Below are 13,278 nucleotides of genomic sequence, written 5' to 3'. Positions count from 1 at the left end.
GAATACATGGTTTTCACCGTCTTCCGGAGTGACGATCGCGCGGTCACCACCACCGACTGGCTGACCTCTCGGCATTGCTTCTCCTTCGGCGACAACTACGACCCGTCGAACACCCACTTCGGCGCGCTGCTGGCCGTCAACGACGAAGTCGTCGCGCCGGGCGCGGGCTTCGATCTGCACACCCATCAGGAGAGCGAGATCGTGACGTGGGTGGTCTCGGGAACGCTGGTCCACCGTGATTCGGCCGGGCACTCCGGTGTCCTCTACCCCGGCCTGGTTCAGCGGATGAGCGCGGGCACCGGGGTGGAGCACTCCGAGCGCAACGACGCCTGGCCCGGTCTCGCCGGCTCCGGCACCGAGCCCGTCCGGTATATCCAGATGTGGCTGATGCCCGACCGCCATGGCCTCGCGCCTTCCTACGCGCAGGCCGACGTCCGCGAGCGTCTCGCGGCCGGGGGACTCGTCCCGATCGCGTCGGGTGACGCGGACGGCGACGCCGCGATCTCCGTCGCCAACTCGGCCGCGACCCTGTACGCGGCACGCCTGCGGCCCGGCGAGGGCGTCGAGGTGCCCGGCTCCCGGTTCACTCACCTGTTCGTCGTCGACGGACAGATCGGTGTCGGCGAGATCGGTGTTCTCGGTCCGGGCGATGCCGTGCGCGCGGTCGATTCGGCGCCGTTGTCGATCCGCGCGAGCACCGACGGCGACGCCGAGGTGCTGGTGTGGTCCATGGCCGCCGGGCTGGGCGGCGGTCAGGCCGGATGAGCCCCACCATCTCGGCCTATCCTGAGTCGCGTGAGGCCCGAAGCAGACACGACCGACCCCACCCCCGTCCTGACGATCGACGAGCCGACGATCGCCGACGGTGGACCGGCGCGACCGGCGACGAGGGATGCGATCGCCACCGCCATCCGCGACGACGTGCTCGACGGCCGGCTCTCGCCGGGAGATCGTCTTCCCGAGCCGATGCTCGCGGAACGGTTCGGGGTGTCGCGCGTGCCCGTGCGTGAGGCGTTGTCGCAGTTGCAGAGTGAGGGGTTCGTCCACCTCGAGCGGTACAAGGGGGCGACGGTGTCCGGGGCGTCACGGACCGACGCACTCGAGGTGATGCAGGTCCGTCGTGGCCTCGAGGTCTTCGGCGCCCAACTCGCGGCCGAACGCCGGGGAGGCGAGTTCGCCGAGCAGCTGCGGATGGTCACCGAGTCGGGCACCGCCGCGAAACAGATGCAGCAGCACGACGCGGTGCCGCCGCTGGTGATGCAGTTCCACGCGCTCGTCGCCGAGGCATCGGGCAATCGCGAGCTGGCCAGAACACTGGACCGGACCCTGCGCCGCATCGCGTGGGTCTTCGATCGCGAGGTCGCCACTCGTGCCGACGGGTGCTGGCGCGACCACACCGCGATCGCCGGGGCCATCCTCGACGGCTCGCCGGTCCAGGCCGGATACCTGATGGACGAGCACGTCCGGAAAGACGAAGACTTGGTCCGAACACTGCTCCACTGACTAGTTTCGTATACGAAATCGGTCCATTTTACCGCCTGGTAACGCTGGCTAACGTCCAAGACATGAGGAACGTATACGAATCTTCGTATGCACAAACTCCTCACATCACCGGCCGGGTCCGGCCTCGCGGGATGGTGGCGTACGGGTGTGTTCGGCGCCCAGCACGTCATCGTCATGTACACGGGCTGCGTGACCGTCCCCCTGGTCTTCGGCGCCGCCCTCGGCCTCGACAAACAGACCATCGGACTGCTCGTCAACGCCGATCTCCTGATCGCCGGCATCGTCACCATCATCCAGGCCGCGGGCGTCGGCAAGTTCCTCGGCGCACGGATGCCGGTGGTGGCCGGCGCCTCGTTCACCGCCGTCACCCCGATGATCCTCATCGGGCAGGAGTACGGCCTCAATGCCGTCTACGGTTCGATGATCGGGGCGGGTGTCTTCGCCATCCTGATGGCGGTGCCGTTCTCGAAACTGTTGCGGTTCTTCCCGCCAGCGGTACGCGGCGCCGCCGTCACGATGATCGGCCTCTCGCTCATCGGCAAGGCCGTGTCCATGATCTTCGACGACGAGCCGGCGGACGGCGCCCGCCTCTCGCTCGCCCTCGGCATCGTCGTCGTGGTGGTGGCGCTGATGCGCTACGGCAACGGATTCCTGCGCCAGGCAGCAGTTCTCATCGCTCTGGTCCTGGGCACCGTCGCGGCCGCGTTCATGTCGCTGACCGATTTCACCGGAGTCGGCGACGCCGCCTGGTTCGGCATCCCCGAGCCGTTCTTCTTCGGCGCTCCCACGTTCCCCCTCGCCGGCATCATCTCGATGAGCATCGTGATGATCGTGATCTTCATCGAGTCGACCGCATACATGATGGCGATCTCGGAGACCACCGGCATCGACGCCGACCCGCCGCGCATCGCCCGCGGGCTCGCCGCGGACGGTGTCTCGGCGGTCCTGGCCGGCGCGTGGACATCGTTCCCGGACACCATCTTCGCGCAGAACGTGAGCCTCGTCCGGCTCACCAGGGTGACCAGCCGGACCGTGGTCGTGGTCGCCGGTGCCATCCTCATCGTGCTCGCCGTGATCCCGAAGCTCGGTGAGACCATCGCGAGTCTCCCCGGCGCAGTGATCGGCTCGGTGAGCCTGGTGATGTTCGCGACCGTCGCCGGAACCGGCATCAGCACGCTGTCGAAGGTCGACTACCGCAACAACGACAACCTCCTGATCGTGTCCCTCGCCCTGGGCGCCGGAATGATCCCGATCGTGTCGAAGGACATCTACAGCAACTTCCCTCCGGAAGTGCAGATCATCTTCGGCAATGCGATCAGCAGCGCGGTGATCACCGCCTTCGTGCTGAACCTCTTCTTTCATCACCTCCCCCGCCGGCGCCGCACCGACCCACCCACCACCGACCCCATCGCAGACAAGGAGGCCGTGGCATGACCGGCGTACGACTGCTCACCGTCCCGACCACCGGGCCCGACGACACCGATGCACTGGACACACTCTCCGGCAACGGATACTCGGCCGACGACGTGCTGGCCGTGGTCGGCAAGACCGAGGGCAACGGCTGCGTCAACGACTTCAGCCGGACACTGGCCGCCGCCGCCTGGGAACCGCGGATCGGGCCCGATGCGGTCACCGTCTTCTCCGGCGGCACCGAAGGTGTTCTCGCGCCCCACGTCAACCTCCTGATAGCCGACGACACGCACGACCCTCGGCACGATCGCGGGCTGGTGGCCGCGGTCGGTGAGACACCTGTCATCCCACCGGAGGACCTGGGACGAGTGGGGCAGATGGAGGCGGTGCGCGACACCGTCGCCAAGCTCGTCGTGGACCTCGGAATCAGCGCGGACGATGTGCACCTGGTGCTGGTCAAGTGCCCGCTCCTCACGTCGACCGACATCACCGGATTGCGTGACCGCGGAATCGAACCGGCCAGCGGCGACACCTACGAGTCGATGGCTCGCTCCCGTGCGGCCAGCTCGTTGGGCATCGCCCTGTCCCTCGGGGAGATCGACGAGGACACCGCCCGGGCCGCACTCGCGGGGCAGCGGACCGCGTGGTCCAACCGCGCGTCGGCGAGCTCCGGAGCCGAGCTGAACACCTGCCACGTGCTGGTGCTCGGGGTGAGCACCGAGGCGTCGAACCCGTTGCGGGCCCTGCACACCGAGATGACCGACGCCTACGACCTCGCAGCCTTGCAGAAGGCCGCGGACGTCGTCGCGCAGGACGGGGGCCGAATCCGCCAGCTGTTCGTGAAGGCCGAGTCCGACCCCTCCGGCACCATCCGCGGGCTGCGACACACGATGCTGACCGACTCCGACATCAACGCCACTCGTCACGCCCGCGCCGCGGTCGGCGCACTGACCGCCGCGGTCAAGGGCGACGGAGCGGTGTACGTGTCCGGCGGCGCCGAGCATCAGGGCCGGCCGGGCGGGGGCAGCGTCACCGTCGTCTACGAGGTCGATCCCGTACCCACCGCCCCGTCGAACCGAGGGGCAGACCTGTGACGTCGACCGTCGACGCGACTCCGTATCCGTGGCCTTACGACGGCACGCTCGATGTCTCGCGGACAGCCCTGCTGCTGATCGACTGGCAGGTCGACTTCTGTGGTCCCGGAGGCTACGTCGACTCTATGGGATACGACCTGTCCCTGACCCGGGCCGGGCTGGCTCCCACGGCGTCGGTCCTCGAATCTTGCCGTGCGGCAGGGATGCTGGTGATCCACACCCGAGAAGGCCATCGACCCGACCTCAGCGACCTCCCCGCGAACAAACGGTGGCGGTCGGCGCGGGCGGGCGCCGAGATCGGCTCGTCGGGCCCGTGCGGCCGGATCCTCGTCCGCGGGGAACCGGGGTGGGAGATCGTGCCCGAAGTCGCTCCCCGGCCCGGGGAACCGATCATCGACAAGCCCGGCAAGGGCGCGTTCTACGCCACCGATCTCGATCTCGTCCTGCGGTCCGCGGGCATCACCCACCTGATCCTCACCGGGATCACCACCGACGTCTGCGTCCACACCACGATGCGCGAGGCCAACGACCGCGGCTTCGAATGTCTGGTGCTGTCGGACTGCACCGGCGCGACCGACCACGGTCACCACCTCGCCGCGCTGAGCATGATCGCCATGCAGGGCGGCGTTTTCGGGGCCACGGCGACATCGGAGCAATTGTTGACGACGCTCGGTTGGGTCACCTCGACCGCCTCGGCCGGCGGATCGTGACCTCCCGCCACCGCGCGGTCCTGGTGTGCGGCGTCGCCGTCGATCCTCCGGTGTGGGCCTCGACGGCCGACGCGCTCACCGCGATCGGCTATGACGTCACCGTGCCGATGCGTCCCCGATCCGGCTGCCTGGACACCGAAGTCGAGTTCCTCGCACCCCTGTGCGACGGCGCGGTGGTGTTCGGGGTGAGCGGCGGCGCCACCCTCGGCGTGGAACTCGCCGCGCGCGGCGTCGAGATGGCCGCGGCGTTCCTGCACGAACCGGCCGCGGGGTCCCTGGCCCCGGGGTTGCTCGACCCCGTGGTGGAGGCCTTCCGGGAACGAGGTGTGCAGGGTTTCGGCCAGACACTCTACGGACCGGGCTGGCGCGCGGCGATGACGACGGCCGACGAGGCCTCTGTCGCACGCGAACTGGCGATGTTCCGGTCGTTCGAACCGCGACCGCCGTTCGCCGAGGTGTCGCCGGTGACACTGACCGTGGGCGAGCGATCCCCCGCTGCCCGGTACGCGTCGGTCGACGCCGTCGCCGCGCTCTGCGGCTTCGATCGGCGCGTCCTGCCCGGGACCGCACACGCGGCCCACCTCGACAACGCGTTCGGTTCGCTGATCAGCGACCTGCGGCACAGATCTGACCAGCACCACCCGGCACAGGGATGAGGACGACCACCATGACCCCACGAGTCACCGCATTCTTCGACGGTGTCGACGCCGTCGGACGCCCCGAGGTGTGGATCGACATCCGCGACCGCACGAGCGTGACGCGGGAGGCGTCGGCGGCCGACGGCCCGCTGACAGGCCTGATGCTGGCCGTCAAGAACAACGTCGACGTCGCGGGCCTGCCGACCACCGCCGCCTGCCCGGGGTTCGCGGGTGGGCCTGCCGACGCCGATGCCGAGGCGGTCGCGCGTCTACGAGCGGCTGGGGCGACCGTGGTCGGCTCGACCAATCTCGACCAGTTCGCGACCGGCCTCGTGGGGCAGCGCAGCCCATACGGCGGCGTGCGCGACGCGCGCCGCCCGGACCACATCTCGGGTGGGTCGAGCTCGGGCTCGGCGGTCGCCGTCGCCCTCGGCCTCGCCGACATCGCGATCGGCACCGACACGGCAGGTTCCGGCCGTGTGCCGGCGGCGTTCCAGGGCATCGTGGGGATCAAGCCCACGCTGGGCCTGGTGTCCACCCGCGGGCTGGTGCCGGCGTGCCGCTCGTGGGACGCCGTGACGATCATGGCTCGTGATCTTGACACCGCGAACAGCGCCATGGCCCAGATGGCCGGCGGAGCGAATGCACGTCCGGTGCCGCATGACGCGCCGCTCGCCGCGCCCCCGGCACCACGGGTCGCGGTACCCGCGGAGCTGCCCGGGATGTCCGCGTCGTGGACGGCGGCGTTCTCCGCCGTCATCGACCGGCTCCGCGCCGATGGCGTTGCGGTCGAGACCATTCCGTTCACCCCGTTCCTCGACGCCGCCCGGCTGCTATACGACGGCGGTCTCGTCGCCGAGCGACATGCCGCGGTCGGCGAGTTCGTCGATGCGCATCGCGACGCATCGTCCGGCCCGGCGCACATCGACCCGACCGTCGGCGACATCATCTCGGCGGCCGGCCGCGTCTCCGGTTCGCGGATGGTCCGCGACCTCGCCCGGCTCGACACCTTGCGCGCGCACGCCCTGGCGTCGCTCGACGGGTTCGACGCACTGCTGGTCCCCACGGCCCCCGGCCATCCGACGATCGAGGCCGTCCGATCCGATCCGATCGGCGTCAACTCGTGGCTCGGCACCTACACGAACTTCGCCAATCTCTTCGACCTGTGCGGTGTCGCGACACCTGCCGGGATGGCGGGCGACGCCCAGTTCGGGGTCACGGTGCTGTGCCGGGCATTCGGTGATGCCGTGGCGCTCGACCTGGCCCGGCGCGTGTTCATCGCACCCGACGCCGTTGCCGTACCGGGAGCTGCCGGCCCGCTGAGTCCCGCCGGTCCCTGGATCGAGGCGGCCGGCGCGTCCTTCGTCGATCTCTTCGTCGTCGGGGCGCATCTTCCCGGCCAGCCCCTCGAACACGAGATGCACTCCCGCGGTGCGCGATATCTGGGTCCGGCCCGTACCGCCCCGTCGTATCGGCTGTACGCGCTGGACACCACCCCGCCCAAACCGGGTCTCGTCCATGCGCATGCCGGCGGCGTCGAGATCGCCGGCGGCATCTGGCGCCTCCCGGCCGCGGGGTTCGCGTCGTTCGCTCGTACCCTCCCGTCGCCGATGGCGCTGGGACCGGTCGCGTTGTACGACGGGCGAACGATGACCGGGTTCGGTTGCGCCGCATCCGCTCTCGAGTCCGCGACAGACATCACGGAGTACCGTGGCTGGTTACGCTACCTCGGACGCGACACACCGGCCCGCACCGGCGCCGTCGAACCCAACAGGCCTGCCGCCGCCATCACCGGCTGATCAGGCGGGCCGACGCACCATGTGCGCGTAACCCTCCCACACCGAGGCGTAGTGCGGCCGCCAGCCGGCGGCCGACCGAAACCGCTTGTTGGACACCCGGAGCGAGCGCGTCAGCGACGTGGTGCGTTCGCCGAGCAGGAGCGCGGCACGACCCGGACCGGTCACGACCGGATGCCTGCCGACCGCACCGGCCAGGGCCGCGGTGTGATCCCGCTTGGTGACCGGCAGATCGTCGACGATGTTGTATGTGCCGGAATCGGTCCGGAGTGCGGACACCACGGCGTCGGCGGCGTCGGCGAGATGGATCGAGGAGACGTAGGCGCCGGGCCGGCCCGCCCGGAACCCGATCCGACGCCGCGCGAGCGCCACGAGTTGCTCGCTGTGGGCGGCGCCGATGCCGTAGAACAGCCCGAACCGCAGCACCACACCGACACCGCCGGAACCGGTGAACCGACGGGCCGACGCCTCCGCGGCGTGATTGCCCACCGCGATCGGGTAGTTGTCGACCGGGGACTCCTCGTCGATCCACCGATCACCGGCATCGGCGTAGATCATGGCGACCGACTCCTGCAGTACCCGCGGTACGCCGGCGGCGATGGCCGCATCGACCACCGCCGCGGAGCCGTCCCGTCGGATCCGGTGACACTCCGCCCACGCCGACTTCCGGATGAACGACGTCGTTCCCGGCAAGGCCGACGCGAGATTGACGACCGCGGCGCAGCCGTCGAAGTTCTCGGCGAGGCCGTCCCGGTCGAACAACGAGACGCGGACCGGTGTGGCACCGTGGGCGCGCAGCGCTGCGGCAGCGACATCCGAGCGCGCCAGGGCGCGGACTTCGTGTCCCGCGGCGACCAATGCGGGCACCGCGTGTCCCCCGATGGCCCCCGTGCCGCCGGTCACGAATACCCGCATGCGTCGAGAGTATCCCGGATCAGGTTGCGTTTTGTCCCGGTTACGGTGGGTGTCAACCTGTGTTGAGTCACTAGTTTGTGTTTAGTGCGATCTGGTTGTGTTCGTGGTGCAGGTTGATGCCGACGCGGCTGCGCGGGCGGTGCACGCTGGGACGACGATGGCGGAACCGGTCGGGGTTGTGCGCGTAGTAGGTGTTGAGTGTTGAGGTGCGCACGCTGTGGTGCCTCCGCCAGTTGCCGTCGTGGACTGATTGTGGAGTGAACAAGGCCAGTCCACGGTGGTGGTGCTCGCGGTTGAACCAGTCGACGTAGGACTCGACCCAGTCCCGAGCGCTGTGGATGTCGTCGAAAGTGGTCGGATATGACGGCCGGTGTTTCATGGTGCGGAACTCGGATTCCTTGTACGGGTTGTCATTCGATACTCGTGGACGGCTGTACGACATGGTCACGTTCATCGCCGCACACAGCTGGGCCAGTCGCGCTGACCGCATGACCGACCCGTTGTCGGAATGGATGACGCGCGGAACCTGATCGGTGTCGAATGCTGCAGCAAACAAGCCCGCCGTGATGTCTTCGTCCTCGCGAGGTGCCACGCAGGACGCGATGATCTTGCGCGAGTACAGATCCTGGATCGAGTACGCCTTGTAGCGCTGCCCGACGTAGGTGCCGTTGAGGTCGGTGATATCCCACATCCACACCTGTCCGGGGGCGGTGGCCGCCACGACCGGCACCTGCCGTGGGGAACGTGTGCGCAGGCGTGGCGAGGCAGGGCGGGTGGACTGATCGATCCGGTTGGCAATGCGATACCAGGTGCGCGGCGACGCCAAGTACCGGCCCGAATCCCAGGTGCGGGCGAAGGTATCGAGCACCGACTGCCCCTGGGACCAGCCGGCCCGGATCAACTCGCTGATCGTCGCGACGTCGGCGGAGTTGAGTCGGCTGGGATAGGCCCGGTCTCGTTGGGCGATCGGATGTGACACCGCAGGTCGTGGCCGGCGACGGTAGTGAAACGATCCGCGCGATACCCCAGCGATCGTCAACGCCGACCGCTGGGAATACCCCGAGGCTGTGAGTTCGGCGATCAGGCCGAACCTTATTTCTCGCAGGGGGGATCGTCCGGTGTCGTCCCGGGCTCTTGCGAGTCCAACTCGCGCAAGAGCCCGATAGCTTTTCCCAATGCGGCATTACCGCCTTGCAGGGTCTCGATCTGCCGATGTAACCGTTCGAGTTCGTCGGCATGAGCACGCTGTTGAGCTTCTAATTGTTTCTCGGCTTCGATCGCCCGTCGGATCGCGTCCGGGCGGGTCACCGAGTCACGCGGCACCAGCCCGCGTGCCAGATCACCGGCCAGATAGGCCTGGCGCCATCGGTGTAGCTGATATTTACTGATCGACCTGGCTTTCAGCCACGGCCCCTTCTGCCCCTGTCGAAGAGTCATGTACTCCTCCACAAGAGCTTCGATCTCCTCGACCGTGTAACCCGGTGACATGCTCACAGTGTGCTCCTCCCCATCAGGAGTGACTCACATCCAGAGTGGCAACCACCGTTACCGGGACAAAAGGCAACGTGATGGGGTTCTCCGGTCAGTCCGCTGTCCGCGAGAGCGCGTGCAGATCCTTTGCCGTGGGCGACTTCTCGACCGTCTCGGGGTCGGGGTAGGTGCGCAACAACCGGTCGGCGGTCCCGGCCGTCGTGACCGCGAACCAGTAGTGCTCGTTGCGGTAGTGGTGGAAGCGGTGATTCCGCCACAACCGGCGATAGTATGCGTGGCGCGGCCGGTAGTCGGAGTGGATCAGATAGTGCGTCCACTCGTAGACCAGGCCGATCGCGGCGAGCGTCGCCATGAAGGTGAGACCGCGTTCGGCAGTGGCGAATACGACGAGACCCACCGCGACAGCTGCCAGGACGACCGCGACCAGTACCTGCCACGGGATGAACACCAGCGGGATGTTCCTGGGATCCGAATGGTGTTCCCGATGCTTGCGCGCCACCAGCGGGTCGATGGTGATCGGACCAACCCGCTTCGGACGCCAATGCAGGACGAAGACGTGGATCAGCCATTCCACCAGCGGGAAGCTCGCGATCATCACCACGGGAACCAGCAGATCGGCAATCCCCCATCCGCCCAACCATGTTCGCGCCGTGAGCGAGGTCGCGAGGAAGGCGGCGATCATCCATGGCGACGGATGCCGGAGGAACTCGACGAATGCGTCGCGCAGACTCGTCGTCCGCCGTGACCGCATCCGCCGTTCCTCGGCCGCCACCTGCTTGCGTGCCCTGGCGTCGATGTCATCGCCGGGTGGGTCGCCGCGGTGTGGGTCATCGTTGCGCATCTCGTGGGCAGACATCAGCTCTCCTGACCGGCGTCGGACTCGGCGTCCTCGAGGGCTCGACAGAGGTCGAGCAGAGCCGCGGTCGCGGGCGTGAGGAGTTCACGGGCCGCGGCCTCGGCGCGTTCGGGATCATGGGTCGCGACCGCGTCGACGACCGCGCGATAACCGTCGATGTTCCCGACCTCGGGCTCCAACATCGACGCAAGCGCGGGAACCGCCGGTTCATAGGCGGCGCGGAGCGAGTTGTACATGAGCCGGAAGGCGATGGAGTCGGCCGCGTCGACGACCGTGCTCCAGAACTCGAGAGCCGCGACCTGCTGTCCGACCGGGTCCGGCTCGGCGGCCAGATCGGCGAGGACCGCCGTCAGTCGTGCGATGTGATCGTCGGTCGCCCGCCTCGCCGCGAGGCCCGCGACGTCCGGGCCGATCGCGGCGCGCGCCTCGACGATCGAGCGCGCGACACTCGGCACCAGTGCACCGCCCCGGATCAGCAATCGCGGCAGCAGATCGAGGCCCCCCGTCCGGGCTATGTCCTGGACCCGTGCACCGTCGCCCTGGCGGATCGAGACCAGTCCCGCCGCCGCCACCCGTTTGAGTGCCTCCCGCACGGTGGGTCGCGAGACGCCGAGGATGCGCGCGAGCTCACGTTCGCTGGGCAGGGCCTCCCCGGCCGGCAGATCACCGGACAACACGCCTTCGACGATCTGACCGAAGACGATCTCGGGTGCGCTCTGCTGCGTCACCGGTTCGAAAGGCATGGTCGAACCGTAGATGCGAGCGGCCTGGTGGTCAAGTGGTCTTACCAATATTCCCGGCGGAATCAACCGCGACATTCGTCGTTGTACCCAGCATGAGCGAAGCCACTGCAACCTCTGCCGACACGCTGACCGCCGACGACCTCGAATTCCTGGCCCGCCCCCTCCTCGGCTTCTTCTCGACCGCGAGCGGCCCGACGCCCCCGCAACCGCGGCCGGTCTGGTTCGAAGCGACCCCGGACGGTGAGATCCAGGTCTTCACCGGCCCCGATTCGATCAAGGTCCGCCGCCTCGCCGACGACCCGCGCGCGTCGATCGTGGTCGCGTCCCCGGTCGAGGAACGCGAGCGCTGGATCTCCCTGTCCGGTCCCGCCCGCGTCGAGACCGACGGTACGGCCGCACGTGAACTCGCGGCCCGACTCGCCGACCGCTACTGGGACCTCGACGACCCCACCCGCGCACAGGATCTCGCCGAGATCCTCGCCGACGACTGGGTGCGGATCGTCATCCGGCCGGAGAAGATCCGGCGACTCAGCTTCTGACGGCGGTCGGGCCCGACTCCCAGGCCGACGGGCCGCGGCTCAACGCAGCTGATCGAGCAGCCGCAGCCACACCTCGCTGATGGTCGGATACGACGGAACCGCGTGCCACAGCCGCGGCAGCGGGACCTCACCGACGATCGCGACCGTCGCCGAATGCACGAGTTCCGCGGTCTGCGACCCCACGAACGTGGCACCGACGAGGACATCGCGGCTCGCGTCGACGACGAGACAGGCGTGGCCCGAGTACTCGGGATCGGTCAGATACGACCCCGCCACCGAGATGTCCCCGTCGGCGATCCGTACGTCGAAGCCGGCGTCTTTCGCCTGCTTCTCGGTCAGCCCGACCGATGCGACCTCCGGCCGGGTGAACACCACCTGCGGTACGGCACCGTGATCCGACGTGGCGACGTATCGCGGGCCGTCGAGGTCGCGGCCCTGTGCGCGCGCGGCGATCACGTCCCCGGCCACCCGCGCCTGATACTTACCCATGTGTGTCAACGCATTCCGGCCGTTGACGTCGCCCACCGCGTACAGCCACGGACGACCTGTCACCGTCAGGTGGTCGTCGACTCGCAGCGGGCCGCCAGCGTCCAGGCCCACCGATTCCAGACCGAGATCCCGCGTCGCGGGCGATCGTCCCGCGGCGACCAGGATCTCGTCGACGACCAATCGGCCGGCGCCGTCCCCGGCGAGCTCGACGGTCGCGGGTCCGCCGTGGACGCGTCCGTAGCCGGTGTCGGCGACGCCGGGCCGGTCGACGGACTCGATCGTCGTACCGAACCGGATGTCGACGCCGCGATCGGTGAACGAGTCCGCGGCCCGACGCGCGACGAACGGCTCCATCTTGGGCAGTAACCGGTCACCCCGGATGGCCATCACGACCTGACGCACCCCCAGGTCGAGCAACCAGGTCACTGCCTCGCAGGCCACCACTCCGCCGCCCAGGACGAGGACACGATCCGGTACCTCGACGAGGTTGGTCGCGTCGCGGGAGGTCCACGGGAGTGCGTCGGCCAGACCAGGTGTCGGCGGGATCGATGCCGTGCTCCCGGTCGCGACGACCACCGCCTCGCGCGCCGTCAGCACCGTGTCGCCCACGGTCACCTGCCGCTCACCCGTGATGCGGCCGTGTCCGCGGATCACCTCGATCCCCGCACCCTCGGCCCACCTGACCTGCCCCGCATCGTCATGGGTGGCACCGGGCCCGTCGCGGCGCCCGGTCACGGTGTCACGCCATCCGAGGATTCCGGCGGCGTCGGGCAGGTCCCCGCTCACGCGTTCACGCGCGCCCGCCAGCGCACGTGCTTCCGCCAGCGCGGACCCGGGACCCAGCAACGCCTTGCTCGGCATACACGCCCAGTACGAGCATTCACCGCCCATGAGCTCGTGCTCGATGACGACAGCGGTTCGATCACTGCCCCGGATCGCGTAATCGGCGACGTTCTCGCCCACCGGACCGCCGCCGATCACGACGACATCGAAGGTTGACTCCATCGGTTCAGGGTAGGTGGGATGCGTGCCCGCGGTCGGCGAGTATGCGGACACCACGCCTCGAGTTTCGCCCACGGCAGATGCGGCTGACG

At 68.8% G+C, this 13,278-nt stretch carries 14 protein-coding genes; 8 read left to right on the top strand and 6 right to left on the bottom strand.

Features of this window, described 5'->3' with window-relative positions; genetic code table 11:
• Nucleotides 1–6: 6 nt before the first annotated feature.
• The 7 genes from AMD30_RS10875 to atzF all read left to right on the top strand — a co-directional run bounded on the left by AMD30_RS10875 (nt 7) and on the right by atzF (nt 7,154).
• Entirely contained in the window at nt 7–765 is a 759-nt protein-coding gene (locus AMD30_RS10875) for a pirin family protein (RefSeq protein WP_055475638.1), read from the top strand.
• Between the two features lie 30 nt (nt 766–795).
• Nucleotides 796–1,503, top strand: a complete 708-nt coding sequence (locus AMD30_RS10870; protein WP_014928398.1) for a GntR family transcriptional regulator — start codon at nt 796–798, stop codon at nt 1,501–1,503.
• A gap of 87 nt (nt 1,504–1,590) precedes the next feature.
• Nucleotides 1,591–2,937, top strand: a complete 1,347-nt coding sequence (locus AMD30_RS10865; protein ID WP_055475637.1) for a nucleobase:cation symporter-2 family protein — start codon at nt 1,591–1,593, stop codon at nt 2,935–2,937.
• Nucleotides 2,934–4,007: a ring-opening amidohydrolase gene (locus tag AMD30_RS10860; protein ID WP_055475636.1), complete on the top strand. Its 1,074-nt coding sequence runs from the start codon at nt 2,934–2,936 to the stop codon at nt 4,005–4,007. The genes AMD30_RS10865 and AMD30_RS10860 overlap by 4 nt, the downstream gene beginning before the upstream one ends.
• Nucleotides 4,004–4,717, top strand: a complete 714-nt coding sequence (gene biuH, locus AMD30_RS10855; RefSeq protein ID WP_055475635.1) for a biuret amidohydrolase — start codon at nt 4,004–4,006, stop codon at nt 4,715–4,717. The genes AMD30_RS10860 and biuH overlap by 4 nt, the downstream gene beginning before the upstream one ends.
• The gene (locus tag AMD30_RS10850; protein ID WP_231632683.1) at nt 4,714–5,373 is read left to right on the top strand and encodes an alpha/beta fold hydrolase; all 660 of its coding nucleotides are present in this window, start codon (nt 4,714–4,716) and stop codon (nt 5,371–5,373) included. Before biuH ends, AMD30_RS10850 begins: the two co-directional genes overlap by 4 nt.
• An 11-nt stretch (nt 5,374–5,384) precedes the next feature.
• Entirely contained in the window at nt 5,385–7,154 is a 1,770-nt protein-coding gene (gene atzF / locus AMD30_RS10845; protein WP_055475633.1) for an allophanate hydrolase, read from the top strand.
• Here atzF and AMD30_RS10840 read toward each other — a convergent pair whose 3' ends face one another.
• The 5 genes from AMD30_RS10840 to AMD30_RS10820 all read right to left on the bottom strand — a co-directional run bounded on the left by AMD30_RS10840 (nt 7,155) and on the right by AMD30_RS10820 (nt 11,156).
• The gene (locus AMD30_RS10840; protein ID WP_055475632.1) at nt 7,155–8,066 is read right to left on the bottom strand and encodes an NAD-dependent epimerase/dehydratase family protein; all 912 of its coding nucleotides are present in this window, start codon (nt 8,064–8,066) and stop codon (nt 7,155–7,157) included.
• A 70-nt stretch (nt 8,067–8,136) separates the two neighbouring features.
• Complete coding sequence (locus tag AMD30_RS10835; RefSeq protein ID WP_148281207.1) at nt 8,137–9,045, bottom strand: DDE-type integrase/transposase/recombinase; 909 nt, start codon at nt 9,043–9,045, stop codon at nt 8,137–8,139.
• A gap of 113 nt (nt 9,046–9,158) precedes the next feature.
• On the bottom strand, nt 9,159–9,554 hold the full coding sequence (locus AMD30_RS10830) for a hypothetical protein (RefSeq protein WP_231632688.1): 396 nt from the start codon (nt 9,552–9,554) through the stop codon (nt 9,159–9,161).
• Nucleotides 9,555–9,648: 94 nt separating this feature from the next.
• The gene (locus AMD30_RS10825; protein ID WP_055475630.1) at nt 9,649–10,413 is read right to left on the bottom strand and encodes a sterol desaturase family protein; all 765 of its coding nucleotides are present in this window, start codon (nt 10,411–10,413) and stop codon (nt 9,649–9,651) included.
• Nucleotides 10,413–11,156 (bottom strand): FadR/GntR family transcriptional regulator, encoded by a 744-nt coding sequence (locus AMD30_RS10820; protein ID WP_055475629.1) that lies wholly within the window; start codon nt 11,154–11,156, stop codon nt 10,413–10,415. The genes AMD30_RS10825 and AMD30_RS10820 overlap by 1 nt, the downstream gene beginning before the upstream one ends.
• 92 nt (nt 11,157–11,248) lie before the next feature.
• Between AMD30_RS10820 and AMD30_RS10815 the strand changes: the two genes are divergently transcribed.
• The gene (locus AMD30_RS10815) at nt 11,249–11,695 is read left to right on the top strand and encodes a pyridoxamine 5'-phosphate oxidase family protein (protein WP_055475628.1); all 447 of its coding nucleotides are present in this window, start codon (nt 11,249–11,251) and stop codon (nt 11,693–11,695) included.
• Between the two features lie 39 nt (nt 11,696–11,734).
• On the opposite strand, the gene AMD30_RS10810 is transcribed toward AMD30_RS10815, so the two are convergent.
• Nucleotides 11,735–13,189 (bottom strand): dihydrolipoyl dehydrogenase family protein, encoded by a 1,455-nt coding sequence (locus AMD30_RS10810; protein WP_197282770.1) that lies wholly within the window; start codon nt 13,187–13,189, stop codon nt 11,735–11,737.
• Between the last annotated feature and the right edge of the window lie 89 nt (nt 13,190–13,278).

Source organism: Gordonia sp. HS-NH1, assembly GCF_001418765.1.
Taxonomy (GTDB): domain Bacteria; phylum Actinomycetota; class Actinomycetes; order Mycobacteriales; family Mycobacteriaceae; genus Gordonia.
This window is presented reverse-complemented; position numbering and strand designations above follow the sequence as displayed.

What these genes read in the sequence shown, in the direction of transcription:
- AMD30_RS10875 (WP_055475638.1), top strand. Translation starts at nt 7, where the DNA reads ATGGTTTTCACCGTCTTCCGGAGTGACGATCGCGCGGTCACCACCACC.
- AMD30_RS10865 (WP_055475637.1), top strand. Translation starts at nt 1,591, where the DNA reads ATGCACAAACTCCTCACATCACCGGCCGGGTCCGGCCTCGCGGGATGG.
- AMD30_RS10860 (WP_055475636.1), top strand. Translation starts at nt 2,934, where the DNA reads ATGACCGGCGTACGACTGCTCACCGTCCCGACCACCGGGCCCGACGAC.
- atzF (WP_055475633.1), top strand. Translation starts at nt 5,385, where the DNA reads ATGACCCCACGAGTCACCGCATTCTTCGACGGTGTCGACGCCGTCGGA.
- AMD30_RS10840 (WP_055475632.1), bottom strand. Translation starts at nt 8,066, where the DNA reads ATGCGGGTATTCGTGACCGGCGGCACGGGGGCCATCGGGGGACACGCG.
- AMD30_RS10830 (WP_231632688.1), bottom strand. Translation starts at nt 9,554, where the DNA reads ATGTCACCGGGTTACACGGTCGAGGAGATCGAAGCTCTTGTGGAGGAG.
- AMD30_RS10825 (WP_055475630.1), bottom strand. Translation starts at nt 10,413, where the DNA reads ATGTCTGCCCACGAGATGCGCAACGATGACCCACACCGCGGCGACCCA.
- AMD30_RS10820 (WP_055475629.1), bottom strand. Translation starts at nt 11,156, where the DNA reads ATGCCTTTCGAACCGGTGACGCAGCAGAGCGCACCCGAGATCGTCTTC.
- AMD30_RS10815 (WP_055475628.1), top strand. Translation starts at nt 11,249, where the DNA reads ATGAGCGAAGCCACTGCAACCTCTGCCGACACGCTGACCGCCGACGAC.
- AMD30_RS10810 (WP_197282770.1), bottom strand. Translation starts at nt 13,189, where the DNA reads ATGGAGTCAACCTTCGATGTCGTCGTGATCGGCGGCGGTCCGGTGGGC.